Below are 25,779 nucleotides of genomic sequence, written 5' to 3'. Positions count from 1 at the left end.
CGGCGGGCGTAGGTTGGAGGCACCCCGTTCGAAGGAGCATCCGATGACCGACATCACCGTGACTCGCAACGACAAAGAGTCGCGCTACGAGATCCGCTCCGACGACGTGCTCGCGGGCTTCGCGGCTTTCGACCTGCGCCCCGGGAGCATCCGCTTCATCCACACCGAGGTCGACCCGGCGTTCCAGGGCCACGGGCTGGCGGGGAAGCTCGCAGCGGCAGCACTGGCGGATGCCACGGAGCGCGGTGAGGCGATCGTCCCGCTCTGCCCCTACATCGCCAAGTATCTCGAGACGCACGAGGTGCCGGGCGCCGAGATCCGCTGGCCGCAGACCCCCGCGGGACATGCCGGATCCGCGGGTGAGGACCCGACGGGCCGAGCGGAATGATCGGGCAGCGCCGCCTCATCCTCGAGCCGCGCGAAGTGCCGCTCGGCGGGGTACGCGGCATGAACGTGCTGCGGGCACTGCCGCACCGCAACCTGCCGACGATCGGCGCCTGGTGCTTCCTCGACCGGTTCGGGCCCGCCGACACGAAGATGCGGGTCGAGCCGCATCCGCACATCGGGCTGCAGACGGTGACCTGGCCGCTGGTCGGCGAGATCCGCCACCGCGACTCGCTCGGCAGCGACGCCGACCTGCGCCGCGGTCAGCTCAACCTGATGACGGCCGGGAACGGCATCTCGCACTCCGAGTACTCGATCGGCGAGGGTCCGGTGCCCCTCGACGCCCTGCAGTTCTGGGTCGTGCTGCCGGATTCCGCCCGCCACGGCGCGGCCGGGTTCGAGCGCCACACCGAGCTGCCCTCCGTCGCCCTCCCGGCTGACGATGGAGCGGATGCCGAGGCCACGGTCGTGCTCGGCGAGTTCGCGGGCGTGCGCTCGCCCGCCACGGTGCACACTCCGATCGTCGGTGCAGAGATCGTGCTCGCCCCCGGCTCCCGCGTGCGACTGCCGCTGCGCTCCGACTGGGAGCACGCCCTCATGCTCGTCGAGGGCGATGCCGTGGTGGCGGAGCATCCACTCGACCGGAATGGTCTGCTCTATCTGGGCGACTCCCGCGACGAGGTCGAGGTGGCCAGCCGCGATGGTGCACTGCTGTTCATGCTCGGCGGCGAGCCCTTCGAGGACGACATCGTGATGTGGTGGAACTTCGCCGGCCGCTCGCATGACGAGATCGTCGCCGCGCGCGAGGAGTGGGAGGCGGAGTCCGCGACGGGAGCGGCATCGCCCCGCTTCGGCGCGGTCGAGGGTCACGACGTGCGCATCCCGGCCCCGCCGCTCCCCGACGTACGGCTCATGCCGCGCAGCCGGAAGCTCTGAGTCCGATGTCGACGTCGAACACCTTCCCCGGCGCGCTCGCGCCGATGCCGGACGCCATGTCCGCCATGCTGATCTGGCCGAGCCCCGAGCCGGTCGCGCCCCCGCGATTCGTGGAGGGCTTCGCGCTCTTCGAGACCTTCGCGCGGGATGCCGGCGCGGACCCCGCCGCCCTCGCCGCCGACTTCGGCGCCCTCTGGGACTTCGTGGCCGCACATCCCGAACTCCTCGATGTTCCCGAGACGGCGGAGGCGGCGGAACGGTTCCTGGGCAACGCGATCGCTGTGGCGCATCCGGCGGCGAGGTGGCGCTTCACGAGCGAACCCGAGGTGGGCACCTCGACGATCTCGGTCCCGGTCGCCGGCCTGCTGAGGGGGATCATCGAGCACCCGGAGCAGCGCGAGCCGTTCCGGGAGATGCTCGCGTCCTGGCCGCAGGCCGACCGCGACGCTGAGGAGCTCGACGCCCTGCGGCGCGAAGAGGTCGACATCGACTTCGTCGTCGCCCCGGTGCCGTTCACGCGCCCGGCGCTCGCGATCCCGGAGTTCGTCGACGAGTCCGGCCGTGTCATCCGCTACGGATCCCGCTGGGCCGGTGGCTCGCCTCCGGAAGACGCCTACTCACGGGTGACCCATCCGGAACGGTTCGCCCCGGTGATAGGCGTCGTCGATGCCCTGGTCGACCACCTCGAGACCTGGTACGACGTCGATGTCGACCGACGGTCCGACGAGTCGGGGGCACGCATCTGGCACCTGCGCCCCACCACAGGGGCGCAGATCACCCTCACCGGGACGGCCGAATCCGTCTTCATCCAGTCCGGAGCCCTGACCCGGGAATACGCGCCCAGTTGCACCTGCGATGCCTGCGACGAGACCGCCGAGAGTGTCGCCGACCAGCTCGAGGAGACCCTGCTCGCGATCGCCGCCGGAGGACTGCGGGAGGTCTTCCCCGTCGGGCAGCGACGCTGGCTGCATACCGAGCTGCGCACCCCTGACGGGGGCGGACGGTCGGGCGGCGGCGAACCCGACCCGTCTTTCCCGGCTGAGGAGCTGGACGATGCCGAAGACCTCCTCGCGCGTCTCCCTGACGGCTGGTGGCCGGCCTGGACGCTGCGCACTCCCCGGCCCTGACCACCGGTCCTGACTCTGCCGCCCTGACTCAGCCGCGCTCCGGGGTGTGCACCCGCGCGAGGAAGCGGTCGGTGCGCGGCGACGGCCCCCGCGGGTCGAGGAGCGACACCACGACCGTCACGGCCGTGGCGAGCGGGATCGTCCAGGCGGCCGGCTGCGCGAGGTACGGCGCGGCGACGCCGACTCCCCCGACCGCCGCGTGCACGAGCAGCGAGAGACCCGCGGCCAATCCGCCCGACACCATCCCGGCCACCGCACCTCGAGCGGTGAGCCCGCGCCACCACACGCCGAGGAGCACCACCGGCGACAGCGTCGACGCCGCCACCACGAACACCACGCCGACGCTCGATCCGAGCCCCGCCGGCGCCGTGAGCAGCGCGATCACGAGCGGCACCAGGGCGCAGAGCACCGCCGACAGGCGGAACGAGCGCACCGAGCCCGAGAACACGTCCTGGCTGATCACCCCCGCGAGCGACACGACGAGTCCGGCCGAGGTCGCCAGGAACGCGGCGAACGCTCCGGCGACGATCAGCGCGGTCAGCAGCTCCCCGACCACCCCGGGGAAGACCCGCGAGGGCAGCAGCAGCACCACCGTGTCCGCCACACCCGGCACGGCGAGGTCGGGAGCGGCGATGCGGGCCAGCAGCCCCATCGTGCTCGACACCGCATAGAACGCGCTCACCATGCCGATCACGATCACGGTCGTGCGGCGGGCAGACACCCCGGTCGGGCTCGTGTAGAACCGCACCAGCACGTGCGGCAGGCCCATCGTGCCCAGCAGCAGTGCCAGCAGGAGGGAGGCCGTCTCGTACACGTCGAAGCCGGAGGGACCGGCCTCGACGGGGAACACGAGCGCCGGATCGAAGTCGTGCGGCCCCCCGCTCAGGGCGAAGGCGATGAAGACCACGGGCACCAGGAGCGCGGTGAGTTTGAGCCAGTACTGGAACGCCTGCACGTAGGTGATCGCCCGCATGCCGCCCGCCGCGACCGCCGCCGCCACGAGCACCGCGACGGTCACCGCGCCCACCCATTCGGGAAGGCCGGCCACGACGAGCAGGGTGAGCCCGGCGCCGTGCAGCTGCGGCACGATGTACAGCCAGCCGATGACGAGCACCGCGATGCTGGTCACCCGCCGTGCCGAGGTCGACTCGAGCCGGGCCTCGATGAAGTCGGGGATCGTGTACGCGCCGCTGCGCCGGAGCGGGGCGGCGACGAATGCGAGCACCAGCAGATAGCCCGCGGCATAGCCGATCGGGAACCAGAACCCGCGGGCGCCGTCGAGCAGCACGAGGCCCGACAGCCCGAGAAACGTGCCGGCCGACAGATACTCGCCGCTGATCGCCGACGCGTTCCACACCGGTCGCACCGTGCGCGAGGCGACGAAGAAGTCGCCCGTCGTGCGCGAGATGCGCAGTCCGTAGACGCCGATCAGCAGCGTCGCGACGATGACCAGCGCGACCCCGATGAGGTCGAGCACCGCGTTCATTCGCGGTCTCGCAGCGCCCGGTACCGGCGCTCGTTACGGGCGGCCGTGCGCACGTAGAGCACGGCGAAGACGACGATGATCGGGTAGAACGCGTACGCCTGCAGCAGCCACGACAGCGGCAGGCCCCACACCAGGATCCGCCCGATCTCAGGGATGAGCGCGATCGCCAGGGTCAGTGCGACGACCACGACCACGAACCCGGCGACGGTCCCCAGTGCGAGGCGGAGCTGGCTGCGCATCAGGGCCCGCGCGTAGACGGCATCCGCCTCATCCACGGGGGCACCGGGCAGTGCGATGCCGCGGGTCAGGGGCATCGGGCGCCGGTCGGGGAGGTCGGCGGTGACGCGGACCCGCTTCGGTTTCTCGGTCATCCCGCGCCCTCGCCGCGCACCAACGCCTCGCGCACGGCCGGCACCATCCTCCGACTCACCGGAAGTGAGAGCCCACCGATCGAGACGGCGGCCTCCGCGCCGGAGAGCCGAGCCTCGGTCACGGCGGAGATGCGCACGAGCGACGAGCGGTGGATGCGCACGAACCCGGCATCCGTCCACCGCGTCTCGAGCTCGGAGATCGGGATGCGCACCAGATGCCCCGCGCCGTCGCCGGTGTGCAGCCGGGAGTAGTCGCCCTGCGCCTGCACCCAGGTCACGTCGCTGCGGCGCACGAACCGCACCGCGGAGCCGACCGTGACCGGCAGCACCTCGTCGTCGCCGGATGCCGCGGTGTCGCCGCCGACCTCGACCACACGGTCGACCGCCTGACGCAGCCGCGCGGCCCGCACCGGCTTGAGCAGGTAGTCGGCGGCTCGCAGCTCGAACGCCTCCACCGCCTTGGCGTCGTCGGCCGTGACGAACACGACCGCCGGCGGCACGGCGAGAGTCAGCAGTGCCCGCGCGAGCTCGGTGCCGCTGAGCCCCGGCATGTGGATGTCGAGGAAGGCGATCCGCACCGCGCGCTCCGACATCAGCCGCAGCGCCTCGGCACCCGACGACGCCGTGAGGATCTCGCCGATGCGCGGATCGGTGCGCAACAGATGCACGAGCTCGTCCAGCGCGGGGCTCTCGTCGTCGGCGACGAGGACGTCGATCGGGGGTGCGCTGTTCGTGGGCATCGTCATCAGTCGGTGTCCGGATCGTGCTGCGGTTGAGATTTCGGGACCCGCATGCGCACCAGGGTACCCGCGCCGCTGTTGGTCTCGACCACCAGACCGCCGTCCGCGCCGTAGAGCTGGCGCAGCCGGGTGTCGACGTTGCGGAGGCCGACGTGCACGCCGTCGTCGCTCGCGGTGAGCGTGGCGCGCAGGGCTTCGGGGTCCATGCCCACGCCGTCATCCTCGACGGTGATCTCGGTGTGCGTGCCGTCGTCGCGCGAGACGATGCGGATCTCCCCGCCGCCCTCACCCGGTTCGAGTCCGTGGCGCACCGCGTTCTCGACGAGCGGCTGTACCGAGAGGAAGGGGATGACGGTCGCGAGGGTCTCCGGCGCGATCTGCAGGGTCACCCGCAGCCGATCCCCGAAGCGGGCGCGCTCCAGTTCGAGGTACGAGTGGATGCTGCCCAGCTCCTCGGCGAGCGTGGTGAACTCCCCCTGTCGCCGGAACGAGTAGCGCGTGAAATCGGCGAACTCGAGCACCAGCTCGCGGGCACGCTCGGGGTCGGTGAGGATGAACGACGCGATCGCCGTGAGGGCGTTGTAGATGAAGTGCGGGGAGATCTGCGCCCGCAGCGACCGCAGCTCCGCCTCGGCGAGCTGGGTCCGCGATGAGTCGAGCACCCCGAGCTCGACCTGCGCGGCGCACCAGTCGGCGACCTCTTCGGCGGCCCGCACGAGCGCCGCCCCGACGGGTGCCGCGAACGCGACGACGACGCCGCCCACGCGGCCGTCGACGCGGATCGGAGCCCCGACGGCCTCGAGGTCGTCGTCGCGTCCCGACGCGGGGAACACCTGTCGACGCCCGGAGGCCCTGACCTGCGCGGCGATGCGGATCGCCGCCGACTCCAGCCCGTCGGACGAGCCGTCGAACGAGACGGTGTCGTCGGCACTGACGATCGCCACCGCGGCACTGCCGAGCAGCACACGCAGGTGGCGTGCGGCTTTGACGACATCGGGTGCGGCGAGACCGGCGCGCAGGTGCGGAGCGGCCAGGCTCGCCTGGTGCAGCGCGGTGAGCGCCGCCTGCTCCGCATCGCTGCCGAGGTCGGCTGCCCCGCGCGCGAGACGCCGCGCGAACAGCAGCAGCAGCGTCAGGACGACGCCGCCGAGCACGCCGAGCACTGCGGCGAGAACGACGTCGGTCATGAGATCAGCCTACGGAGCCGTGCACGGCGCGTCAGCAGCAGCGGGCACCGGGGTTGCGGTCCTGGTCGTCCATCCGCTCCCGCCAGAACTGCCGCTCGGTCATCGGCTCCTCGTCGGGGTGCACGCGGCGCTGATGGGCGACATAGGTCGCGTAGGCGCTGTCGCCCATCAGGTTCGTCATGTACCAGCGGATGCCGCGGCCCACCCGGCCCACGGCGCCCAGTAGAGCGCGCAGGAGGGTGGTCGCGGCATCCGTCCGACTCATAGTGTCGGCCATCTCAGTGGGACGACGCCTTGCGCTCGTCGGCGAGGATCGGCTCCCACTGCTTCTCGAGCTCGCGCTCCGCGGTGCTGGGCAGGAACCCGGCCGGGGCGAAGCGGCGCGAGGCGACCGGCTCGTCTTCGGTGTTCTCGCCGCCGCCGTTGCGGATCGCCTTGACCGTGACGATCACGGCCATGACCATCACGATGATCGCGAGGGTGACGAAGATGATCGACAGGGTGCTCTGCACGGCCGTGTTGCGGATGACCGCGTCGAGCACCTCGGGCCCACCGAGCGCGGTGTCGCCGGAGTCGCGGGCGGCCACGTACTTGAAGTGGTTCGCCCAGTAGCCGATGGCGGGGACCGGGGAGAGGATCTTGTAGAACGACGCCGTGATGGTGACGACCGCGGTGAACGCCAGGGGCAGCGCGATGATCCACAGCCACTTGAAGTAGCTGCGGCCGCGCTTGGCGACGATGGCCAGCACCACGGCGAGCGCGATCGCGGCGAGCAGCTGGTTCGCGATGCCGAACAGCGGGAAGAAGGTGTTGATGCCGCCGAGCGGGTCGGTCACACCGAGGATGAGGATCGCTCCCCAGCCGGCCACCATGATCGCGGTGCAGATCCAGACGCCGGGGCGCCACGAGACGTCGCGGAACTTGGGGAACCAGGCGCCGATCGAGTCCTGCAGCATGAAGCGGGCGACGCGGGTGCCGGCATCCACCGCGGTGAGGATGAACAGCGCCTCGAACATGATCGCGAAGTGGTACCAGAACGCCATGAGCGCCTGACCGCCGAGGGCCTGCTGCATGATGTGCGCGAGTCCGAGCGCCAGGGTCGGGGCGCCACCGGTGCGGGACACGATCGACTCCTCGCCGACTGCCTCGGCCGTGCCGGTGAGCATCTCGGGCGTGAGGTTCACCCCCGACAAGCCCAACGAGTTGACGAAGGCGACGGCCCCTTCGACCGTTCCGCCCGTCGCCGAGGCCGGCGCGTTCATCGCGAAGTAGATGCCCTGGTCGATCGAGATCGCGGCGACGAGGGCCATGATCGCGACGAACGACTCCATGAGCATGCCGCCGTATCCGATGAAGCGCGTCTGGCGCTCCTTCTCGATGAGCTTCGGTGTGGTTCCGGACGCGATCAGCGCATGGAAGCCCGAGAGCGCACCGCAGGCGATCGTGACGAACAGGAACGGGAAGAGGGGACCGGCGAACACCGGACCCATGCCGTTCTCGCCGAAGATGCTGACCGCGGGAACCGTGATCTCGGGGCGGACCAGCACGATGGCGCCGGCGAGCATGACGATCACGCCGATCTTCATGAAGGTCGACAGGTAGTCGCGCGGAGCGAGCAGCAGCCAGACCGGGAGCACGGCGGCGATGAAGCCGTAGATGATGATGCCCCACGCGATGGTGGTGCGGTCGAGGTGGAAGATCGCCTGACCCCATTCGGTGCCCGCGACCCAGCCGCCGCCGATGATCGCGGCCATCAGCAGTGCGAAGCCGATGATCGAGACCTCGGTGACCTTGCCGGGGCGCAGGTAGCGCAGGTAGACGCCCATGAAGAGCGCGATCGGGATGGTCATCGCGACCGAGAAGACGCCCCACGGGCTCTCGCCGAGCGCGTTGACCACGACGAGGGCGAGGATCGCGACGATGATCAGCATGATCAGCAGCGAGGCGATGATCGCGGCGGTGCCACCGATCTTGCCGAGTTCCTGACGAGCCATCTGGCCGATCGTGCGGCCGCCGCGGCGCATCGAGAAGAAGAGGACCGTGTAGTCCTGCACAGCGCCGGCGAGCACGACGCCGACGATGATCCAGATCGTGCCGGGGAGGAAGCCCATCTGCGCCGCGAGCACGGGGCCGACGAGCGGCCCGGCGCCGGCGATGGCGGCGAAGTGGTGGCCGTAGAGCACGCGCCGGTCGGTGGGGACGTAGTCCTTGCCGTCCTGGCGGACCTCGGCGGGGGTGGCCCGTCGGTCGTCCGGGCGGGTGATGTACTTCTCGATCACCTTCGAGTAGAAGCGGTAGCCGATCAGATACGTGCAGACCGCGGCGAACACGAACCAGATCGCGTTGACGGTCTCGCCGCGGACGATCGCGAGCATGGTCCACGCGACGGCACCCAGCAGGGCGATCGCCGCCCAGAGGATGATCTTCGGCAGAGTCCAGCGGTTCGCCTTCTCGTGATGCTCCTCGCTGAGGGCGACGGGAGGGAGTTTCGGGTCGGTGACGGGTTCGATGCCCGGTGCGGTCATGGGAGTCTCCTCGGGATACGCGACGTTGCGTTCCCCCACGTTAGGAAAGCGCGTGGGCCGGATGCGGGGGAGGAAGCGGATGCTGCGACGAGCGGCGCAGATCACGCGATGAACGGATGCCCGTGCGCGCACACAGCGCCCCGCGGAAGGGAGACCGCGGGGCGCTGTGCTGTGGGGGCTACTCCGGTTTCGGCGTCTCCGGTGCCGGGGTCTCCGGTGCCGGGGTCTCCGGTGCCGGGGTCTCCGGTGCCGGGGTCGGTGCGGGAGTCTCCGGGGCCTCGCTCTCCGGCCCATCCGTCTCCGGCGCATTCGTCTCCGGGGCATCCGTCGGCGGGGCCTGCTTCGCCGGAGCGTCCGGCGTCGTCACCGTCACGACCGTGCGCACGTCCGAGTCTCCGTACTGGACGAGTCCGAGATAGCGGGCGCCGGCGGTCAGGCCGGTCCAGCTGAGGTCGTAACTCGTCTTCGCACCGCGGACGGCGGCGATCGGATTCGGCGTCGCGGTGAACGCGCCTTCGCCGCCGGGCTGCACGTTGGCGTAGGACATGTCCCACGTCATCGGCCCCGTCGTCGCGTACACGTTCGCCACCACCAGATAGGTGCCGGCGGTCGGTGCCGGAACCGTGACCTGCTCGTCCGCCGAGCCGGTCGCCGACTGCCAGTTCTCGTAGTACCGCAGGTCGTCCGGGCTCACCACGCGGTACACGGTGAGGTCGAGGTCGCTGCCGTCGTCGTCCGACGAGTCGAGGTCGAACCGGGAGAGCGTGGTGCCCTCCGGGACGTCCACGATCCAGGCGACGTCCTTGTTCGCGTCACCCGAGTTCTCGTCGCCCGAGTGGCCCTCGACCGGGTTGTCCGGGTCGCTGAGCAGCTCGTAGGCGGTGAGGCCCGAGAGGTTCAGGGCCAGGTCGCCGTCGAGGCCGGGGGTGATCTGCACGGACGCGCTGCCGTCGACGCCGGTGCCCGTGACCTCGGCCGGAGCATCCGCCGTGACCGGGAACACCGCGATCGGCGAACGTACCGAGTTCTTCGCGCTCTTCCAGGTGAGCGAACCGGTCGCCCACTCCTCGACCGGCGCGCTCTTGTTGTCGAACGTGACGGTGAAGGTCTTGGTCTGACCCGGCCTGTCGAACTTCAGCTGCTGCGGGGTGACCTTGACGTTCACGCCCGGGACGGAGGCCTTCGCGGTGAAGGTGCCCTTCTCGGTCGAGGTGACCGTGCGGGTGACGGTCTGCGCGCTGGCCAGCGAGCCGATCGAGATCGAGGCCTGGTTCAGGTCGCTGCCGTCGATGGGCTCGATCCCCGGGAAGTCCGACAGGCCCTTCCCGTCGAGGAACGCTGCCCAGTCCTTGACCCCGTTGAGGTACAGCAGACCGGGGTTCAGGTACCGCTTCGGGTCGACCTGACCGGCACCCTGCTCGAACGGGTCGGTGTTCTTCGAACCGTCGGGCAGCACGGTGTCGTAGGCGGTGGTCATCATCGCCGACCGGATCTCCGCCGGTGTCGCCTTCGGGTGCTCACCGAGGTACAGCGCTCCGAGACCCGCCACGTGCGGTGAGGCCATCGACGTGCCGGAGAGGATGCCGAAGGTCGGCTCCTCGTCGGGTCCGTTGTTCGTCGCCGCGAGGATCGCGACGCCGGGGGCCGCGACATCCGGCTTCAGCACATCGCTGCCGTCGGCCAGCATCGGTCCGCGGCTCGAGAAGCCCGCGATCTGCGGGGTGGGGGTGGTCACGCCCGTGGTGTTCTCGCCGACGAGGGTGATCGGACGGTCGACGCCGCCCTGCACGTAGGCGAGGACGGCGGCGCGGTGCACGGCGTTCAGGTGAACCGTCGGCACAGCGTGGAAGTCGTTGTCGAGCGAGTCCGCACCACCGGGCACGTTCACGAGGACCATGCCGATGCCCCCGGCATCCTTCACGACCTGCGACTTCTCGGCGCGCGCGTTGCCGCCGCGGTCGCAGACCACGATGTGTCCTGTGACCTTCGCGGGGTCGAGGGTGCCGGCGAGGCAGAGCTGCGGGTCGACGGCTCCGGCCGCGGCGGCATCCACCGCGGCGATCGACGGGCCGGTAACGGTCTCGCCGAACGGCACGCTCACCGATGCTCCGGCCTGCTCGAACCCGTCGAACTGCACGGTGCCCTCCCAGGTCGGGATGGTCGATGCGGCGACGGTCGTGTACCAGGGCGAAGCATGGTCGGCCGTGACCGGGTCGGGGCCGTCGTTGCCGGCGCTCGTCGCGACGAAGACGCCCGCGGCCGCGGCGTTGAAGAACGCCAGGTCCTCCGGCGACAACACGGTGCTCGCGGCCCCTCCGCCGATGGAGTAGTTGATCACGTCGACGCCGTCGGCGACCGCCTGATCGATCGCGGCGACGAGGTCGCTCAGCGCGCAGATGTCGTCGGTGGTGACGGTCGTGTCCGGTCCGACGTAGCAGGCCTTGTAGGCCGCGACCTTCGCACCGGGTGCAACGCCCGAGATCGTCCCGAAGTCGACGTCCTCGATGGCGGCATCGACCTTGAAGTTGCCCGCCGCGGTGCTCGCGGTGTGCGAGCCGTGGCCGTCGCCGTCACGCGGCGAGAGGTAGTCGTACTGGAAGTCGAAGCCGGCGGCCTCGGCCCCGGCATAGAAGTACTGTCCGCCGATGAGCTTAGAGGAGTAGTCCCTCGTGTCCCAGTCTTGGCCTTCGACCATGGCCGCCTGGAACTGCCCGCCGTCGGACTTGTCGAAGTACACGTTGGTGCCGTCGGTGTAGGGCTGGTTGCCCTTGTGCCGGCTCTGCTGCTTCTTCTGCTTCTTGATCTTCTTGCCCTCGAAGGAGGGGTGCTCGGGAGCGATACCGGTGTCGATCACGCCGACCACGACGCCCTCACCGGCCTTCTCGACGCCGCCGGTCTGCTGCCACACTCCGCCGCGGCCCTTGCGGTCGTCGCCGAGTCCGAGGAAGTCGGTGGACGTCTGCGCGTCGGGGTGCCGGACCTCATCGGGGTAGACACCCAGGACATCCTTCGACGCACGCAGCGCGTCGACCTGCTCACCGGAGAGGTCGGCACTGAAACCGTTGAGCGCGACCTGATAGGTGTTGTCGGGCGTGACGCCCACGTCGCCGATCAGGTCGGTCTGCTGCGTCTGCAGGTGCTCGACGTATCGCTGCGAGTCCTTCGACTGCGTCTCGAGCTGCTCGCCTTCGGCGGGCTTCGTGGCCTTCAGGCCCTTGACGTCGCCCTCATAGCTGGCGAGCGGGTCTGCCTTCATGACCACGATGTAATGCCCGGGCGTGCCGGCGACGGGGACGGGGTGCGTCCCCGTGGGCGTCGCCGCGTAACCGGTGGTTGCTGTCGATGCGATGAACAGAGTCGCCAGGGTGGTGGCTGCTGCCATCCGGAGGGGTGTTCGACCCATGTGGTGCTCCCGATGATCACGGTGCAACCTCGTTGCTGCACCGCGGCCAACATAGTCCCGCTGTTCGCCGCCGAAGAGAGAACTGGTCGATCGACCACCCGGCCTTCGCCGATCGACCAGGGTTATCCACGGCCTCCCTCCCGATAGGTCGACAGTAAGCTGGAGAGGTGGCCCGCACCCCCGTCCTGTCGACTCGAGTACTGCTCGTCTGCGCAGCGATCGGAGTGGCCACGGGCATCCTCGCCGGCATCGCCGGATGGGTGACTCCCGTGCTGCTGGCGAGCCCCCTCCTCTTCCTCTACGGGCTCGTGCTCGGCTCGCACGTGCTGCCGGGGATCATCGCCCAGGAGGTGCTGCGGCTCCCCCTCGTCGCCCTGATCACGCACGTGTTCGCGGCACTGATCGCGAGTGCCTTCAACCCGGCGTGGGCGCTGCGGTTCATCGGCACGGCCCTGCTGTTCGGCCTCATCCAGGAGGGCGTCGCCGCCCTCACCCGCTATCGCGCCTGGGGGCCGTGGCGCTTCTTCATCTCGGCCGCCGTGATCGGCGTCGTCGTCGCGGTCGTGGTGTTCTTCGCCGCGCATCTGTCGGTCATGCCGCCGTGGGCGCAGATCCTGTACCTCGCGATCTCGGTGCTCGGCCCGATCGCGTGGACCGCGGTGGGGCTCGCGATCGGCTCGGCACTGCGCAGGGCCGGGGTCGCTCGGCGCTGACTGCATCGGCGCCGGTCGCCTCGGTGCCGGTCGGTTCCGCTCGATGGCGGATCAGGTAAGGCTCAGCTAAGTTAGACGGGTACGATCCGTCGACCCGGGACTCCGCCGTGCGCCCATCCGCGCCCCTGCTGAGCGTGCGTGAGCTCTCTCTCACCCACGCCGATGCCGCGCACCCCTCGCCGCGCGACGTGACGTTCGACATCCACCCCGGAGAGGTCGTCCTGCTGCTCGGACCCTCCGGATCCGGCAAGTCGACCCTCACGCTCGCCCTCAACGGCCTGATCCCGCACGCGTTGCCGGCGACCATGCTCGGCACCGTCGAGGCCGGCGGAATCGACACCGCCGCCGCGCAGCCCGCCACTCTGAGCACGCACGTCGCGATGGTCTTCCAGGACCCGGATTCGCAGATCGTCACGGGCACCGTCTACGACGAGGTCGCGTTCGGGCCGGAGAATCTCCTGCTCGCACTCGACGTCGTACGGGGCCGCGTCGAAGCAGCACTGCGCCGGGTGGGACTGTGGGATCGGCGTGAGGAGAACCCGGATCACCTGTCCGGCGGCGGACGGCAGCGACTCGCGATCGCCTGCGCGCTCGCGATGGGCTCGCCCCTGATCGTGCTCGACGAGCCGACCGCCAACCTCGACCCGCAGGGCATCGACGACGTCTATGCCGCACTGGCCGATGTGGTCTCCGCCGGAGACCGCGCGATCCTCCTCGTCGAGCACAACCTCGACGCGGCGATGGATTTCGTCACGCGCACCATCGTGCTCGACCGCGATGGCAGAGTCGTGTTCGACGGGCCGGCGGGCGAGGTCATCCGCGCGCATGCCGACGAACTCGTCGGGATGGGCGTCTGGCTGCCGGCAGCGACGCTGGCCGCGCTCCGGCTGCGGGGTCAGGGCCTCTCGTTCGATCCGCTGCCGCTGACTCCGGATGAGCTCGCACACGCGCTAGAGCGGGAGGGCGTTTCGTCTCGCTCCGCTCGCTCGGCTGGCTCGGCTGGCTCGGCTGGCTCGACGACCGACGAGGGCAGCGACGCGAAACGCGCAGACGCCAGCCGGCCCGAGCCGGTCATCCGCGCCCGCGGGCTGACCGTGCGCCGCCGACGGACCGAGATCCTGCACGGGATCGACCTCGACCTCGAGCCGGGAAGCCTCACCGCCATCGTCGGCGCGAACGGTGCCGGCAAGACGACGCTGATCCAGGCTCTCGCGGGTGTCGTGCCGCCCCCGCGGGGTCAGGTGTCGGTCGACGGCATCGATCCCGGTACTGCTTCCCCCCGCGACCTCGCCGCGCGCATCGGTTTCGTGTTCCAGAACCCCGAGCACCAGTTCATCGCGCACACCGTCTTCGACGAGCTGGCGCACGGGCTGCGGCTGCGGCATGTGCCGGATGCGGAAATCACCGCCCGCGTCGCGGAGATGCTCGCGCGGTTCGGACTCGAGCACAAGGCCGACGTGCACCCGTTCCTCCTGTCGGGTGGCGAGAAGCGACGCCTCTCTGTGGGAACGGCTCTGATCACACGACCGCGCGTCCTCGCGCTGGACGAGCCGACGTTCGGGCAGGACCGCGCGCGGGCCGCCGAGCTTCTCGATATCCTGCAGAATCTCCGCGCCGAAGGCACGACGATCGTGATCGTCACACACGACCTGCAGCTCGTCGCGGAGCACAGCACGCACGTCGTGATCCTCGCCGACGGGCGGGTGCGGGCGGCGGGTGCCACCGCAGCGCTGTTCCGTGAGCCGCAGCTGTTCGCCGACGCCGGGCTCCGCATGCCCGCGCTGCAGCGTGTGCTGGCATCCGCGGGACTCGAGGTGACCCGGTGAGCGCCGACGTCACGGGCAGCGCCACCCGCAGCACTCCCACCGCAGGAGATCGCGCTTTCGACCCGTACGCCCGGATGACGGCGACCTCGCCCCGGCAGTTCCTGTATGCCCTGAATCCGCTCGCCAAGGTCGCGGGGTTCGCCCCGGCGATGGTGCTACTCGTGTTCGTCCGGGATCTCGCCACCCCGGCCGCGTTCCTGGTGCTCGCGTACGCGCTGATCCTGGTCGGCGCCCGCCTCACCCGACGTCTGCTCGCTCTGCTGTTGCTCGGACTCCCGGCCGGCATGCTCCTGGTCGCGGTCGGGTTCTCGCTGTGGGTGGATGCCGGACTCGTCGACGGCAGCACACCACTGGTGCAGGTCGGCGACTGGACGCTGTACAGCGGTGCTCTGGTGATCGGCGCGGCGACGGCGCTCCGACTCGGCTCCATCATGGCGCTCGCCCTCGTCGGCGGGCTCACCACCAGCGGCCCCGACCTCGTGCGGGCGAGCGTGCAGCAGCTGCGGGTGCCCTACCGCGTCGGCTACACGGCGCTCGCGGCATTCCGGTTCGTGCCGAGGTTCGGACATGAGCTGGCCGTGATCCGCGCCGCGCACCGGGTGCGCGGGTACCACGGTGGGCGCGGACCGTTCGCCCGTATCGCGCGCGGCTGGGGCTACATCGTGCCGCTCCTCGCCGGCGCCATCCGCCATGCCGAGCGCGTCGCCCTCGCGATGGACTCCCGAGCCTTCGGCGCACATTCCACCCGCACCGAGCGGCATCTCGTGCCGTTCCGCCCGCGGGACACGGTCTTCACCCTCACGACACTGCTGGCGTCCGCCGCCATCTTCGTCGCCTTCTTCCCCTGGCAGCTTCCCTGAAAGGCGCCCCATGGCATACAGCAAGATGGTCAAACCCGAGACGACCGAGCTCATCCATCTGACGGTGCTGCGCTCGGAGCGTCTCTCGGCGCACTGGATCCGCGTGACGCTCGGCGGCGGCGAGATCGAGAAGTTCCGCCCGATGGGCTTCGACCAGTGGTTCCGACTGTTCCTGCCGATCGGCGGCGACGCCGGCCTCGAGCGGGTGCCCGCCAAGGCGAACAAGATGTTCGGGTATCTGAAATTCCTGCGCATCCCCGACGGCGAACGGCCCGTGATGCGCAACTACACCGTGCGCGCCTATCGTGCGGCGACGGCGACGGCCGGCGCCGAGATCGACGTGGACTTCGTGCTGCACGGTTCGGCGGCCGACGGCACGGCCGGTCCGGCGTCGCGCTGGGCGGAGACCTGCCAGCCGGGCGAGCACGTGCTGATCATCGACGAGGGGCTCACCTTCAACCCGCAGCGCGGCACGGACCGCGTGGTGCTGGTCGGCGACGAGACGGCGCTGCCGGCGATCGCCTCGATCAGTGCGTCGCTGCCCGCGGATGCCACCGGCACCGCGATCGTCGAGGTGCCGACCGAGGAGGATGCCCTGGAGTTCCCGCATCCGTCCGGTCTCGAGGTCGTCTGGATCGTGCGGCCTCACGATGTCGCCCCCGGTGCGCTGGCGCTGCAGGCGCTAGGGCGCACCGCGCTGCCGGATGCCCCGTTCCACGCGTATGCGGCCGGCGAGCAGGCGCTCGCCTCCGGCGCTCGCAAGCACCTGGTGGGCGAGCGCAGTGTCGACAAGAACGCGGTCAGCTTCTGCGGGTATTGGAAGATCGGCGCAGCCTCACCCGCGTCGAAGGCCGCTCGCGAGGCGGCAGCGGAGCCGCTGGTATGAGCGGGGTGGATGCTGCTGCTCGTCGGTCGGGCCCCGGTCGGCGGTTCCGGTTTCCCACCGCGATCCTGCTGACCTGTGCCGCCCTCGGTGTCGCCGGAGCGGTGCTGCTCGCGCCGATGAACTGGCTCTCGACGCTGCTGACCGGCCCGCTGCCCTTCGTCGGCATGGCGCTCGCCGGGCTGTGGCTGCTGCCGTCGGTGATCGCGCTGCGGCTGCTGCGGCGTCCGCTCGTCGGACTGCTCGTGGCTCTGATCGCCGGTCTCGTGCTCGTGCCCTTCTCGGGCTACGGGTTCGGCAGCGTGCTGACCAACCTCTGGTGGGCGGCGTTCACCGAGCTGCCGTTCCTGTTCGTGCTCTGGCGCTACTGGGGCACCTGGATGCACTACGTCGGCGCCGTCGCGGTGGGGATCGTCTACCCGATCTCGGCGTGGGCATGGTTCGATCTCGGCTCGATGACCCTCTTCGCGCAGGTCGCGTTCTTCGCGGTGACGATGGCAAGCTGCGTGGGCGGAACAGCCCTCGGTATCGTCATCGCCGACCGGCTCCGGAAGGCCGGCGTCGGAGGGCGCCGTTCGCAGCGCTCCTGAGGTGATGCCGGCCGAGGCCGGTGCCGGTGCCGGTGCCCCATCCGCGCAGGCGTGTCTCATGCGGCGATGTCGAAGCGGGCGCGTCCGCCGAGTCGTGGGGTGCGGGTGGGGTCGACATGCGGGGGTGGAAGAAACCACACGCGTCCCCCGATTCCGTGCCCCTGCCCGCGCCCTTCGATGCGGATGGCCCATCCGTTGTCGTGGATGCGGTGGTGGCAGGTCTCACACAGCAACACCCCGTTACTGAGGTCGGTGGGTCCGTGGTCGCGTTTCCACCAGCGGATGTGGTGCGCTTTGGTCATCTCCGGTGGGAGCCCGCACATCGCACACCCGCCATCGCGTTCCACGAGGGCGAGGCGCTGTGCGCGGGTGAACAGGCGTTTCTCCCGCCCCCAGTCCAACACTTCGCTGTCCGTTCCGAGGACGCAGGGGATGATCCCACCGCCGGCGGCCATCCGCCGTGCCGCTCCGATACCGACCGGCTGATCCAGACCATCCACGGTCGCCGACCCGGTGCCGGATTCGAGGTCTTCGACACGCATCCGGACGATCACGGTTGCCCCGGCGACCGGGACCCGCTTCTCACAGCCGAGGACGTGCGCGCAGAACACCGCGAGCGCATCGGCCTGGATCATCGGGACCGTGCGCCGGTCCGCATCCGGGGCGTCAGGGTCGGGGGCGTCGTTCCGGGCGGCGAACGCGGCGGTCACGAACCCGCGGATCGCGGCAATGATCGGGGCGGCGGTCTCGGCATCCAGGCGCGCGTTCAGGTGCAGCATCCCGCCACGCTCGAACATCGTCAACGCCCTCTTCCCCCGCCGCTCCTCTTCTTTCGGCTCGACACCGTCAGGGTCCAACCACGCCTCCACCCGCACCACGAGCCGGCGGACATGGTCCAGCGCCAACCCGACCGCGGCCTCGGTCAGCAGGCGTTCCGCCTCCGCGACCCGCTCCACCCCGGCAACCCGGCACCGGTCCAGCATTCCGATGATCATCGCCGCCGCCTGCGCGCCCAGCACGCCCGCGCGCAGCGCTTCCCGCACCACCGGATACCGTGCCGGCAACCGCGCCCCCAACAAGTCCGCACGCGGCGCTGTCGCCTCGCCGACCTTCACCAACCGGGCCGCATCGCCCGTGGAAACCCCCGTGGCCGCGGCGATCAACGCCGCCGCCGTGCGGAACCCCTGCTGCTTCGCCAGGCTCTCCGACCCCAACTCCGGCCGCGACTCGTAGGCGAGGCGCGCGGCGACCTCAACATGCATCGCATCCACCCGCCGCTGCAGCGCACCCATCGCGTCACTGACCGCGATCAACTGCGCCCGGGACAGATCCCCCGCCTCACCCGCACCCGCCCACGCCTCGCCGAGGGCACTCATCGCCTCGCGCAACCCGGTCAAAGTGGACATGCTTCATTCTAACCGACCAACACACTAACTTCGCAGCTTTGTTCGCATCGGATGCCAGAATTCTGCCGAATCCCGCTACAGTACGCTCGCGACCTCTCCTCCACAGGACTCGCCAGCTTCGAAGCTATCCACGAACGCCACAACAGGCACAACAGGCACAACAGGTCATCACAGAACCCCCGATAACCTCGCTACTTCACGCTCCCCTGCGTCAGCCCACCGACGAGCCACTTCTGCAGGAAGAGCGCCAGCAGATAGATGGGGATCAACCCCGACAGACTCGCGGCCGCCATCTGACCGAACATCACCTCGCGGCCACCCTGCATCAGGGCTATGCCGACCGGGAGCGTCTGCGAATCGACGCTCTGCGTGAGCAGCAGCGGGATCAGGAAGTCGTTGTACGCGAGGATGAACACGATGATCGAGACCGCGACGATGCCCGGCGCGGTGAGCGGCAGGATCACCGACCAGAGCGTGCGGAGCGGTCCGCATCCGTCGATCTGCGCGGCCTCGTCGATCTCGAACGGGATCGCACGGAAGAAACCGTCCAGCAGCCAGACGGCGACCGGCGTGAGCAGCAGCCCCTCGACGATCCCGAGCCCGAGAACCGAGTCCATCAACCCCGCCGTGCGCACCAGCACGAAGAGCGGGATGATCGCGACGACCGGCGGGGCGACGTAGGCGGAGACGATCAGTCCGAGCGTCTGCTTTCCGCCGGCGCGCAGCCGGGCCATCGCATAGTTCGCGGGGATCGACACGAGGAGCGACACCAGCACGGCGATGATCGCCGCACCGAACGAATTGCGCAGGTACGTGAGGATCGGCCAGTTCTCGAACGCCGCAGTCCAGTTCTCGAACGCGAGACGCGAGGGGAGGATGCGCGTCGACAGGATGTCGTCCGGACTCTTGAACGACATGCCGACCATGTACAGCACGGGAAGGAGCGCGAGCGTGATCGCGACGGCGATCACGACCCACTTCACCGCCGTGACCAGTGCAGACGGACGCCCGGGGCGCGACGTGCTCGACGTGCGCACCTTCGAGCGCCCTCGGCGGCGGGCGGAGGGAACGATGAGCGTCTCGGTCGCGCTCTCCTCGAGGCGATCGGATGCGCGGAGCATGAGCGACATGATCAACTCTCCTTGTGCAGGCGCTGCCGCACGGCGTTGAGCGGCAGGATGACGATGGTGACCAGGACGAGGAAGGCGATGGTCTGTGCGGCCGCCGCCCCCACATCGAAGGTCTGCAGACCGGTGCGGTAGATCTCGTAGCTGCTGACGGTGGTGTCGAACCCCGGCCCGCCGCTGGTCATGATGAACACGAGGTCGAAGACCTTGAACGAGACGACGAGCTTCAGCAGGAGCACCGTGATCAGGCTCGGCAGCACCAGCGGGAGGGTGATGCGCCAGAAGGTCTGCCACACGCCGGCGCCGTCGACCTGAGAGGCCTCGTACACCTCGGTGGGCAGCGTCTGCAGTGCGGCGAACACCAGCAGGACGCAGAACGGCGTCCACTGCCAGGCGTCGACCGTGATCACCGAGATCATCGCGGCGGGACTCGACCCGAGGAACAGGAACGGCTCGGAGCCCGGATCGAGCGATTGCCCGATGTTGTTGAGCAGCCCGCCCGTGGGGGCGAGCATGAGCTTCCAGATGACCCCGGCCATGACCGGCGGTGTCATCAGCGGGAGCAGGAGGAGCACGCGGATGATGCGCCCGCCCTTGACGGCCGCATCGAGCGAGAGCGCGACGGCCAGCCCGGCGATCAGCGCGATGAGCGCCGACGGGATGGCGAAGAGGAGCGACCTGCCGAGGGACGGGAGGGTGACCCCGTCCCCCAGCAGCGCCGCGAAGTTGTCGAACCCGACCCATTCCGAGAACGGTCGTCCCAGCGACGACTCCGAGAAGGAGGCGGCGATGATGTAGCCGAGCGGGTAGATCGCGATGATCACGATCGCGATGACGGCGGGGGCGAGCAGGGCGCGCCCCGTCCACGACGCACGTCGGGAGACGCGTCGGTGGGTGACGGGCTGCGACATGAGCGGTCCTTTCGGGTTCGACGAGGAGATCAGTCGGCCAGGGACTGCCAGGAGTCCCAGGTCTGCTGCATCGCCTGTTCGGCGGTCAGGCTCCCCTGGAGCATGAGCGCGAGGTTGTCGCTCAGCGACTGGATCATCTCCGGTGCCTGCGGCGACGTGGGCCACGACTGCGCGTTCGGCAGCACCTGCGCGGCGACCGCCGACACCTCGGGAGCGAACTCGACGTATTCGGGGCTCTCCAGCGTCGAGGTGCGAGTGGGATCGACTCCGGAGCCGGTGGTCGTGATCAGCTTCTCGTTCGTCTCCTTCGACGAGGCGAAGGCCACGAAGTCCTTAGCCAGGTCTTCGTCGCTCGCGGTGGGGCTGATCCCCATCGCCCACCCGGCGTTCAGCGCTCCGGAGATCTTGCCTTCCGGCCCGATCGGCAGCGGCGCGACACCCCAGCCGTCGACGATCTTGGACTGCTCGGGATCCTGCGCGAAGACGCCGAGGTCGGTCCAGAACTCGATCATGCCGACGGACCCCGAGAGGAACTGCGGCAGCGCCTGCTCGAACCCGATCTCCAGCGGGCTCGGCAGGGCCGAGGGGGCGGCGTCGAGCATCGACTGGGCTGCCGCGACCGCGTATTCGGTGTCGAGCTGGGGCATCTGCGGGTCGATCGGATCGGGTGACATCGTGGCGAGCCGGTTGAAGAAGGTCGATCCGATGTTGAACGCGCTCTTCGAGCCGAGCAGGGCGTTGCCGTACACGCCGTCCGCCTTCTCGGCATCGGTGATCTTCTTCGAGACCGCGACGTACTCGTCCCAGGTCGTGGGCACCTCGACGCCGTTCCGCTCGAAGATCGCCTTGTTGTAGAAGAGCACGTGCGTGTCGCCGTCGATCGGTAGACCGTAGGTGCCTCCCTCGTACTGCGAATACGGACCGAAGATCGCCTCGATGAAGTCGGACGAGTCGATGTCTTCGTCGGACTCGACCCAGTCGGTGATGTCGGCGAGCGCGCCGGCGTCGGCGAGCGCGCCGACCGACGTGTACCAGTACTGGATGACGTCGTAGTTGTTGGTTCCGGACTGTGCGTCGAGGACCGCCTTGGTCTGGATCTGGTCGTAGGGCACGACCTCGACTTCGACCTCGACACCGGTCTCGGCTTCGAAGTCGGCCTCGAGGATCTTGCCGGCCCCCTCCTGCGGGGCGGCGATCAGGACCTTGAGGGTCTTGTCACCACCGTCGCCGGAGGATCCGCCGGCGTCGCCGGAGCAGCCCGCGAGCACGAGGCCTGCGACGGAAGCCAGGGCGATGACGGGCAGGGAGCGACGCGCATAGCGCGCGAGGGATGAGGAGCGTCGTTGCACACTCATGGTGCTGTCCTTTCGATGTTCTTCTTCGGGTGAGGGGGTGAAGCGGTCAGGATGCGGATTCGGGGTCCGGCGTCCAGGGGCGATCGACCTTGTCGCCATCGACCCAGGGGGTCTTCACGAAGACAGCTCGGAACGTCTCGTCGAACGGGTTGCGCACGAAATGCTCCTCGTGCGGTTCGGCGCGGAGCACGTCACCGACCGAGACGACCTTGCAGGTGTCGCGATCGAGCCAGATCTCGGCGCGTCCTTCCAGCACCACGAACGACTCGGTGTGGTGCTCGTGCAGGTGATTGCCGAACTCGTCGCCCGGCCGCAGCACGACCACGCCGAACGCGGCGTCGTCGCTCTGGGCGAGGTAACCCGGCCCCCAGTCGCCGAACCGGAGTGCGGCGTCGGCGGCCCGGAGCACGTCGGCACTCATGCGAGCACCCGCGTCTCGGTGGCCTCGCGGAACAGCTCGTACGCGTCGGCGGGAGCGGCGTCGTCGTGGACGACCGCCCGCACCGCACGCATCATCGCCGCAGGATCCGCGCTCTGGAAGATGTTCCGCCCCATGTCGACGCCGGCGGCGCCCGCGCGGACCGCGTTCGACGCCATCGTGAGGGCATCCAGCTCGGGGAGCTTCTTCCCCCCGGCCATGATCACCGGAACGGGGCAGCCCGCGACCACGTCTTCGAAACCCTCGTCGCAGTAATAGGTCTTGACGAGCTGGGCGCCGAGCTCCGCGATGATGCGGGTGGCGAGGCCCAGGTAGCGGGAGTCGCGGACGAGCTCCTTGCCGACCGCCGTCACACCGAGCACCGGGATGCCGGCGGCGTAGCCCTCGTCGACGAGCGTCGTGAGGTTGCGGATGCTGCGGCTCTCGTGCTCGCCGCCGACGAAGACCTGCACGGCCACGGCGTCGGCGTTGATGCGCACGGCATCCGCCATCGCCATCGCGGTGTATTCATCGGAGAGGTCTTTGAGGATCGACGGCCCGCCCGAGGCGCGCAGCACGAGACCGGCGCGGGTGGCCGGCGGCACGGAGGTGCGCAGCGCGCCACGGGTGCACATCACGGCGTCCGCGTGTTCGGCGAGCGGAGCGATGTTCAGGTCGATGCGCTCGAGGCCGGACGTCGGTCCCTGGAAGTATCCGTGGTCGAACGCCAGCATGACGGTGCGGCCGGTGTCGGGGTCGAGGATGCGGGAGAGGCGGTTCTGCATGCCCCAGTCGAGGTTCGCGGCCCCGCGGATGTTCTGCGAGAAGCGCACGGCCGGTGTCTCGGAGTGGAACTTCTTCGCTGCGGCGTTGCCTTCGAGGTCTGCCATGGTGTCTCCTTCTGGTGGTCGTCAGCCGGCGTGGCCGACGGGCGAGAGTCGGGTGGGGGAAAGGTCGTGGGCGCCGCGGGCGGCACCCGGTGGGGTGAAGAGCGGGAGCAGGTCGGGGCCCGAGATCGAGAGCATGTCGCGATACACGCGGTGCCAGCGCTCGGTCACCGCGCGGTACTGCTCGTGCTCGTCGGGATCGACACGCTCGATGCGGTCGGGGTCGCCCATCGGCGGCAGGGCGGCGCCCACACCGCGCGCGGCCAGGCGGGCGGCGCCGTACGAGGTGGCTTCCGGCGCAGGGGTCACGCGGGTGTCTAGTCCGGTCACTCCGGCGATCACCCGCGGCCAGAGAGCGCCCGCGCTCGAGCCGCCGGTGAAGGTGACCGATCCTTCGGCGATCGCTCGGCCGCCGGTGAGGGAGGCGAGGATCTCGAGGTGCGCGCCGGCCACGATCGCGGCTGATTCCTCGATCGCGCGGACGAATGCTCCCCGTGACGATCGCGCCGCGTCGTTGATGTCGAATCCCACGAACGCGGGGGCCGCGTGATGCCAGGCGTCCGCCTGCATCACATTCGCCATGGTCGCGACGATGCCGTTGGCGCCTGCCGGAACCGCCACGGCCCACTCCTCCATGACCGTGAACGCGGACGTTCCGGCTGCGCGTCCGAGCTCGGCGGCATCCGGGCACATCGCATCGCGGAACCAGCGCATCGCGAGACCGGAGAGGAAGCCGATCCCCTCGACCATCCAGGTACCCGGATCGACGTGGCAGAGCGTGCGCAGTCGCCGCTCGGGGTCGATCAGAGGTTCCGATGTGACGGCCGTGGTCTGCCAGAACGTGCCGGCGACGATCGTCGGCACGCCTTCGCGGGCCGCGATGCCATGGAGCGCGAGCTGGGTGTCGGCACCGCCGGTGACGACGGGTGTGCCCACCGGGAGTCCGGTGGCGGCAGCCGCAGCGGGCGTGACAGCACCCACGACCTCGCCGCATTCGATCACGGGAGGGAGGATGCTGCGGTCCACGCCCACGAGCCCCGCGAGCTCGTCCGACCAGTTCCTCGACCGCAGGTCGAACAGGGCCGAACTCGAGCCGCTGGTCGGCTCGGTGACGAACTCCCCCGTGAGGCGCGTCGTGACCCAGTCGCTCAGCATCCCGAAATGGCGCGCCTGTGCGAAGAGGTCGGGCTGGTGGCGGGCGATCCACCGCAGCCGGGCCGGGGCCGTGATCGACACCCAGTCCCCCGCCGTGCGGTACACCTCGTCGGCGACGCCTTCCGCGACGAGTTCGTCGGCTTCGGCGCGCGCCCGGCCGTCGGTGTTCGGGCAGGCCCAGAGTTCTCGGCCCGCGGCGTCGTACAGGACGAAGCCCTCCCGCATGCTCGACGCTGCCACGGCCGCGATGCGCCGCCCGTCCAGATGTGCCACGACCTCCGAGACGGCGGCGGCGATGGCCTTCCAACCGCTCTCGGTGTCGAAGACCGTGCCGCCGGGGTGGCCCGGTACGGCGGTGTGCGTCCACTCGCGCGCTGCCCGGGTGACGAGTCGGCCCTCGATGTCGAAGGCGAGCGCTCGCGCCGATCCGGTGCCGGCGTCGATGGCGAGGAAGACGTCCGTCAGCGTTCCCATCGCAGGCTCCCGTCGGTGAGGAAGCTCTCGACTTCGGCAGCGAGCATGTCGGCGCCGCGCACGAGGGTCTCGTTCGTCGCCCCGGCGAGATGGGGCGTGAGGATGAGGTTCGGTTCCGCGACGAGCTCCCGCCACGGCCCATCGGGTTCGTTCACGTCGAGGGCGACTCCGGCGAGGTGGCCGCTGCGCAGCGCTTCGAGGAGCGCGTGCTCGTCGACGAGCGATTCCCGCGCGGTGTTGATGAGGAACGACCCCTCCGGCATGCGGGCGATCTGTGCGGCACCGATCATGTGGCGGTTCTCATCGGTGGCCCGCGCATGCACGCTGACGACATCGCTGGCGGAGAGCAGCGCGTCGAGGTCGGAGGCGATCGTGGCATCCGCCACCGAGGGCGGGTCGACGAAGGGGTCGTACGCGGTGATGGACGCGCCGAGCGCCCGCGCCCGAGCCGCGACGAGGCGGGCGACGTTGCCGTACCCGATGAGACCGAGTCGCAGTCCCTTCACCTCGCGGCCGAACCAGCGGGCCCCCTCGAAGGTCGATTCGGCGAGCGGACGGCCGTCGGCGACCCGCTCGTCCACGTCGCGCAGCGACGCCGGCACGTTGCGCACCAGGGAGATCAGGAATCCGATCGTGAGGTCGGCGACGGCATCCGCGTTCTTCCCCGGCGTCGTGGTCACTCGCACCCCGCGCTCGCGCGCCGCGTCGAGATCGACGTTGACGGGTCCGCCGCGTGCGCAGCCGACGAGGCGCAGGTCGGGGAGCGCGGCCAGGACGTCGGCGGTCACGGGCGCCGCGTGGAAGGCGATGACGTCGTAGCCGCGGCCGAGGCTCGCGACCTCCGCCGGGTCGCCCTCGTACTCCCGGATCGAGGAGGTGTCCCACGTCGGCGTCGTGATCGTCATCGTCGTCGCGTCGACGGCGAGGCCCCGCTGCGCGAACGCGCGGGTGAAGATCTCGGCGGTCATGTAGCTGTCGCCGATGACGAGGATGCGGTGGTCGGTCATGTGCAGGG

At 70.0% G+C, this 25,779-nt stretch carries 23 protein-coding genes; 8 read left to right on the top strand and 15 right to left on the bottom strand.

What is annotated here, in order from left to right; translation table 11 throughout:
• Window positions 1–43 precede the first annotated feature (43 nt).
• From HCX50_RS02750 to HCX50_RS02740, 3 genes are read left to right on the top strand one after another with little or no spacing between them, the layout of a single operon-like run.
• Window positions 44–388 (top strand): GNAT family N-acetyltransferase, encoded by a 345-nt coding sequence (locus tag HCX50_RS02750; RefSeq protein WP_091032379.1) that lies wholly within the window; start codon window positions 44–46, stop codon window positions 386–388.
• Complete coding sequence (locus tag HCX50_RS02745) at window positions 385–1,320, top strand: pirin family protein (RefSeq protein WP_167632926.1); 936 nt, start codon at window positions 385–387, stop codon at window positions 1,318–1,320. The genes HCX50_RS02750 and HCX50_RS02745 overlap by 4 nt, the downstream gene beginning before the upstream one ends.
• 5 nt (window positions 1,321–1,325) lie before the next feature.
• Complete coding sequence (locus tag HCX50_RS02740) at window positions 1,326–2,447, top strand: DUF6226 family protein (RefSeq protein ID WP_167632925.1); 1,122 nt, start codon at window positions 1,326–1,328, stop codon at window positions 2,445–2,447.
• A 28-nt stretch (window positions 2,448–2,475) separates the two neighbouring features.
• On the opposite strand, the gene HCX50_RS02735 is transcribed toward HCX50_RS02740, so the two are convergent.
• The 7 genes from HCX50_RS02735 to HCX50_RS02705 all read right to left on the bottom strand — a co-directional run bounded on the left by HCX50_RS02735 (window position 2,476) and on the right by HCX50_RS02705 (window position 12,138).
• Window positions 2,476–3,933, bottom strand: a complete 1,458-nt coding sequence (locus HCX50_RS02735; protein ID WP_167632924.1) for a sodium/solute symporter — start codon at window positions 3,931–3,933, stop codon at window positions 2,476–2,478.
• Window positions 3,930–4,304: a heavy metal transporter gene (locus HCX50_RS02730; protein WP_167632923.1), complete on the bottom strand. Its 375-nt coding sequence runs from the start codon at window positions 4,302–4,304 to the stop codon at window positions 3,930–3,932. Before HCX50_RS02730 ends, HCX50_RS02735 begins: the two co-directional genes overlap by 4 nt.
• A complete protein-coding gene (locus HCX50_RS02725; protein ID WP_167632922.1) occupies window positions 4,301–5,044 on the bottom strand; it encodes a LytR/AlgR family response regulator transcription factor in 744 nt (247 codons plus the stop codon). Before HCX50_RS02725 ends, HCX50_RS02730 begins: the two co-directional genes overlap by 4 nt.
• A gap of 5 nt (window positions 5,045–5,049) precedes the next feature.
• A complete protein-coding gene (locus tag HCX50_RS02720) occupies window positions 5,050–6,231 on the bottom strand; it encodes a sensor histidine kinase (protein ID WP_167632921.1) in 1,182 nt (393 codons plus the stop codon).
• Window positions 6,232–6,262: 31 nt separating this feature from the next.
• Window positions 6,263–6,508, bottom strand: a complete 246-nt coding sequence (locus HCX50_RS02715; RefSeq protein WP_091032394.1) for a YbdD/YjiX family protein — start codon at window positions 6,506–6,508, stop codon at window positions 6,263–6,265.
• Between the two features lies 1 nt (window position 6,509).
• Window positions 6,510–8,756, bottom strand: a complete 2,247-nt coding sequence (locus HCX50_RS02710) for a carbon starvation CstA family protein (protein ID WP_167632920.1) — start codon at window positions 8,754–8,756, stop codon at window positions 6,510–6,512.
• A gap of 178 nt (window positions 8,757–8,934) precedes the next feature.
• Complete coding sequence (locus tag HCX50_RS02705; protein WP_167632919.1) at window positions 8,935–12,138, bottom strand: S8 family peptidase; 3,204 nt, start codon at window positions 12,136–12,138, stop codon at window positions 8,935–8,937.
• Window positions 12,139–12,326: 188 nt separating this feature from the next.
• On the opposite strand from HCX50_RS02705, the gene HCX50_RS02700 reads away from it, so the two are divergent.
• From HCX50_RS02700 to HCX50_RS02680, 5 genes are all read left to right on the top strand, one after another.
• Entirely contained in the window at window positions 12,327–12,872 is a 546-nt protein-coding gene (locus HCX50_RS02700) for an ECF transporter S component (protein WP_091032400.1), read from the top strand.
• Window positions 12,873–12,979: 107 nt separating this feature from the next.
• On the top strand, window positions 12,980–14,698 hold the full coding sequence (locus tag HCX50_RS02695) for an energy-coupling factor transporter ATPase (RefSeq protein WP_167632918.1): 1,719 nt from the start codon (window positions 12,980–12,982) through the stop codon (window positions 14,696–14,698).
• 74 nt (window positions 14,699–14,772) lie between these two features.
• Window positions 14,773–15,558, top strand: a complete 786-nt coding sequence (locus HCX50_RS02690) for an energy-coupling factor transporter transmembrane component T (RefSeq protein ID WP_167632971.1) — start codon at window positions 14,773–14,775, stop codon at window positions 15,556–15,558.
• A 10-nt stretch (window positions 15,559–15,568) separates the two neighbouring features.
• A complete protein-coding gene (locus HCX50_RS02685; RefSeq protein WP_167632917.1) occupies window positions 15,569–16,444 on the top strand; it encodes a siderophore-interacting protein in 876 nt (291 codons plus the stop codon).
• Entirely contained in the window at window positions 16,441–17,031 is a 591-nt protein-coding gene (locus HCX50_RS02680) for an ECF transporter S component (protein ID WP_167632916.1), read from the top strand. Before HCX50_RS02685 ends, HCX50_RS02680 begins: the two co-directional genes overlap by 4 nt.
• A 56-nt stretch (window positions 17,032–17,087) precedes the next feature.
• Here HCX50_RS02680 and HCX50_RS02675 read toward each other — a convergent pair whose 3' ends face one another.
• The 8 genes from HCX50_RS02675 to HCX50_RS02640 all read right to left on the bottom strand — a co-directional run bounded on the left by HCX50_RS02675 (window position 17,088) and on the right by HCX50_RS02640 (window position 25,771).
• The gene (locus tag HCX50_RS02675; RefSeq protein WP_237682288.1) at window positions 17,088–18,437 is read right to left on the bottom strand and encodes an HNH endonuclease signature motif containing protein; all 1,350 of its coding nucleotides are present in this window, start codon (window positions 18,435–18,437) and stop codon (window positions 17,088–17,090) included.
• 191 nt (window positions 18,438–18,628) lie between these two features.
• A complete protein-coding gene (locus HCX50_RS02670; protein WP_091032408.1) occupies window positions 18,629–19,567 on the bottom strand; it encodes a carbohydrate ABC transporter permease in 939 nt (312 codons plus the stop codon).
• 2 nt (window positions 19,568–19,569) lie between these two features.
• Window positions 19,570–20,475: a carbohydrate ABC transporter permease gene (locus tag HCX50_RS02665; RefSeq protein ID WP_167632915.1), complete on the bottom strand. Its 906-nt coding sequence runs from the start codon at window positions 20,473–20,475 to the stop codon at window positions 19,570–19,572.
• A gap of 29 nt (window positions 20,476–20,504) precedes the next feature.
• A complete protein-coding gene (locus tag HCX50_RS02660; RefSeq protein ID WP_167632914.1) occupies window positions 20,505–21,830 on the bottom strand; it encodes an extracellular solute-binding protein in 1,326 nt (441 codons plus the stop codon).
• A 46-nt stretch (window positions 21,831–21,876) separates the two neighbouring features.
• On the bottom strand, window positions 21,877–22,251 hold the full coding sequence (locus tag HCX50_RS02655) for a cupin domain-containing protein (protein ID WP_091032415.1): 375 nt from the start codon (window positions 22,249–22,251) through the stop codon (window positions 21,877–21,879).
• Window positions 22,248–23,138, bottom strand: coding sequence for a 3-hydroxy-5-phosphonooxypentane-2,4-dione thiolase (gene lsrF, locus HCX50_RS02650; RefSeq protein WP_167632913.1), 891 nt, complete (start codon window positions 23,136–23,138; stop codon window positions 22,248–22,250). Before lsrF ends, HCX50_RS02655 begins: the two co-directional genes overlap by 4 nt.
• A 21-nt stretch (window positions 23,139–23,159) precedes the next feature.
• Window positions 23,160–24,764: an FGGY family carbohydrate kinase gene (locus HCX50_RS02645; RefSeq protein ID WP_167632912.1), complete on the bottom strand. Its 1,605-nt coding sequence runs from the start codon at window positions 24,762–24,764 to the stop codon at window positions 23,160–23,162.
• Window positions 24,752–25,771, bottom strand: coding sequence for an NAD(P)-dependent oxidoreductase (locus tag HCX50_RS02640; RefSeq protein ID WP_167632911.1), 1,020 nt, complete (start codon window positions 25,769–25,771; stop codon window positions 24,752–24,754). Before HCX50_RS02640 ends, HCX50_RS02645 begins: the two co-directional genes overlap by 13 nt.
• Window positions 25,772–25,779 lie beyond the last annotated feature (8 nt).

Origin of the sequence: Microbacterium sp. B19(2022), from assembly GCF_012030385.1 — a bacterium.
GTDB classification, from domain to species: domain Bacteria; phylum Actinomycetota; class Actinomycetes; order Actinomycetales; family Microbacteriaceae; genus Microbacterium; species Microbacterium oxydans_B.
The sequence above is the reverse complement of the archived record's forward strand: the minus strand, read 5'-3'. Positions and strand labels throughout refer to the sequence as shown.

Excerpts from the sequence above, each read along its gene's own strand:
- HCX50_RS02745 (WP_167632926.1), top strand. The coding sequence starts at position 385 with ATGATCGGGCAGCGCCGCCTCATCCTCGAGCCGCGCGAAGTGCCGCTC.
- HCX50_RS02715 (WP_091032394.1), bottom strand. The coding sequence starts at position 6,508 with ATGGCCGACACTATGAGTCGGACGGATGCCGCGACCACCCTCCTGCGC.
- HCX50_RS02660 (WP_167632914.1), bottom strand. The coding sequence starts at position 21,830 with ATGAGTGTGCAACGACGCTCCTCATCCCTCGCGCGCTATGCGCGTCGC.
- HCX50_RS02710 (WP_167632920.1), bottom strand. The coding sequence starts at position 8,756 with ATGACCGCACCGGGCATCGAACCCGTCACCGACCCGAAACTCCCTCCC.
- HCX50_RS02690 (WP_167632971.1), top strand. The coding sequence starts at position 14,773 with ATGACGGCGACCTCGCCCCGGCAGTTCCTGTATGCCCTGAATCCGCTC.
- HCX50_RS02645 (WP_167632912.1), bottom strand. The coding sequence starts at position 24,764 with ATGGGAACGCTGACGGACGTCTTCCTCGCCATCGACGCCGGCACCGGA.
- HCX50_RS02740 (WP_167632925.1), top strand. The coding sequence starts at position 1,326 with ATGTCGACGTCGAACACCTTCCCCGGCGCGCTCGCGCCGATGCCGGAC.
- HCX50_RS02675 (WP_237682288.1), bottom strand. The coding sequence starts at position 18,437 with ATGTCCACTTTGACCGGGTTGCGCGAGGCGATGAGTGCCCTCGGCGAG.
- HCX50_RS02655 (WP_091032415.1), bottom strand. The coding sequence starts at position 22,251 with ATGAGTGCCGACGTGCTCCGGGCCGCCGACGCCGCACTCCGGTTCGGC.
- lsrF (WP_167632913.1), bottom strand. The coding sequence starts at position 23,138 with ATGGCAGACCTCGAAGGCAACGCCGCAGCGAAGAAGTTCCACTCCGAG.
- HCX50_RS02670 (WP_091032408.1), bottom strand. The coding sequence starts at position 19,567 with ATGTCGCTCATGCTCCGCGCATCCGATCGCCTCGAGGAGAGCGCGACC.
- HCX50_RS02730 (WP_167632923.1), bottom strand. The coding sequence starts at position 4,304 with ATGACCGAGAAACCGAAGCGGGTCCGCGTCACCGCCGACCTCCCCGAC.
- HCX50_RS02720 (WP_167632921.1), bottom strand. The coding sequence starts at position 6,231 with ATGACCGACGTCGTTCTCGCCGCAGTGCTCGGCGTGCTCGGCGGCGTC.
- HCX50_RS02685 (WP_167632917.1), top strand. The coding sequence starts at position 15,569 with ATGGCATACAGCAAGATGGTCAAACCCGAGACGACCGAGCTCATCCAT.
- HCX50_RS02665 (WP_167632915.1), bottom strand. The coding sequence starts at position 20,475 with ATGTCGCAGCCCGTCACCCACCGACGCGTCTCCCGACGTGCGTCGTGG.
- HCX50_RS02725 (WP_167632922.1), bottom strand. The coding sequence starts at position 5,044 with ATGCCCACGAACAGCGCACCCCCGATCGACGTCCTCGTCGCCGACGAC.
- HCX50_RS02735 (WP_167632924.1), bottom strand. The coding sequence starts at position 3,933 with ATGAACGCGGTGCTCGACCTCATCGGGGTCGCGCTGGTCATCGTCGCG.
- HCX50_RS02680 (WP_167632916.1), top strand. The coding sequence starts at position 16,441 with ATGAGCGGGGTGGATGCTGCTGCTCGTCGGTCGGGCCCCGGTCGGCGG.
- HCX50_RS02705 (WP_167632919.1), bottom strand. The coding sequence starts at position 12,138 with ATGGCAGCAGCCACCACCCTGGCGACTCTGTTCATCGCATCGACAGCA.
- HCX50_RS02750 (WP_091032379.1), top strand. The coding sequence starts at position 44 with ATGACCGACATCACCGTGACTCGCAACGACAAAGAGTCGCGCTACGAG.
- HCX50_RS02640 (WP_167632911.1), bottom strand. The coding sequence starts at position 25,771 with ATGACCGACCACCGCATCCTCGTCATCGGCGACAGCTACATGACCGCC.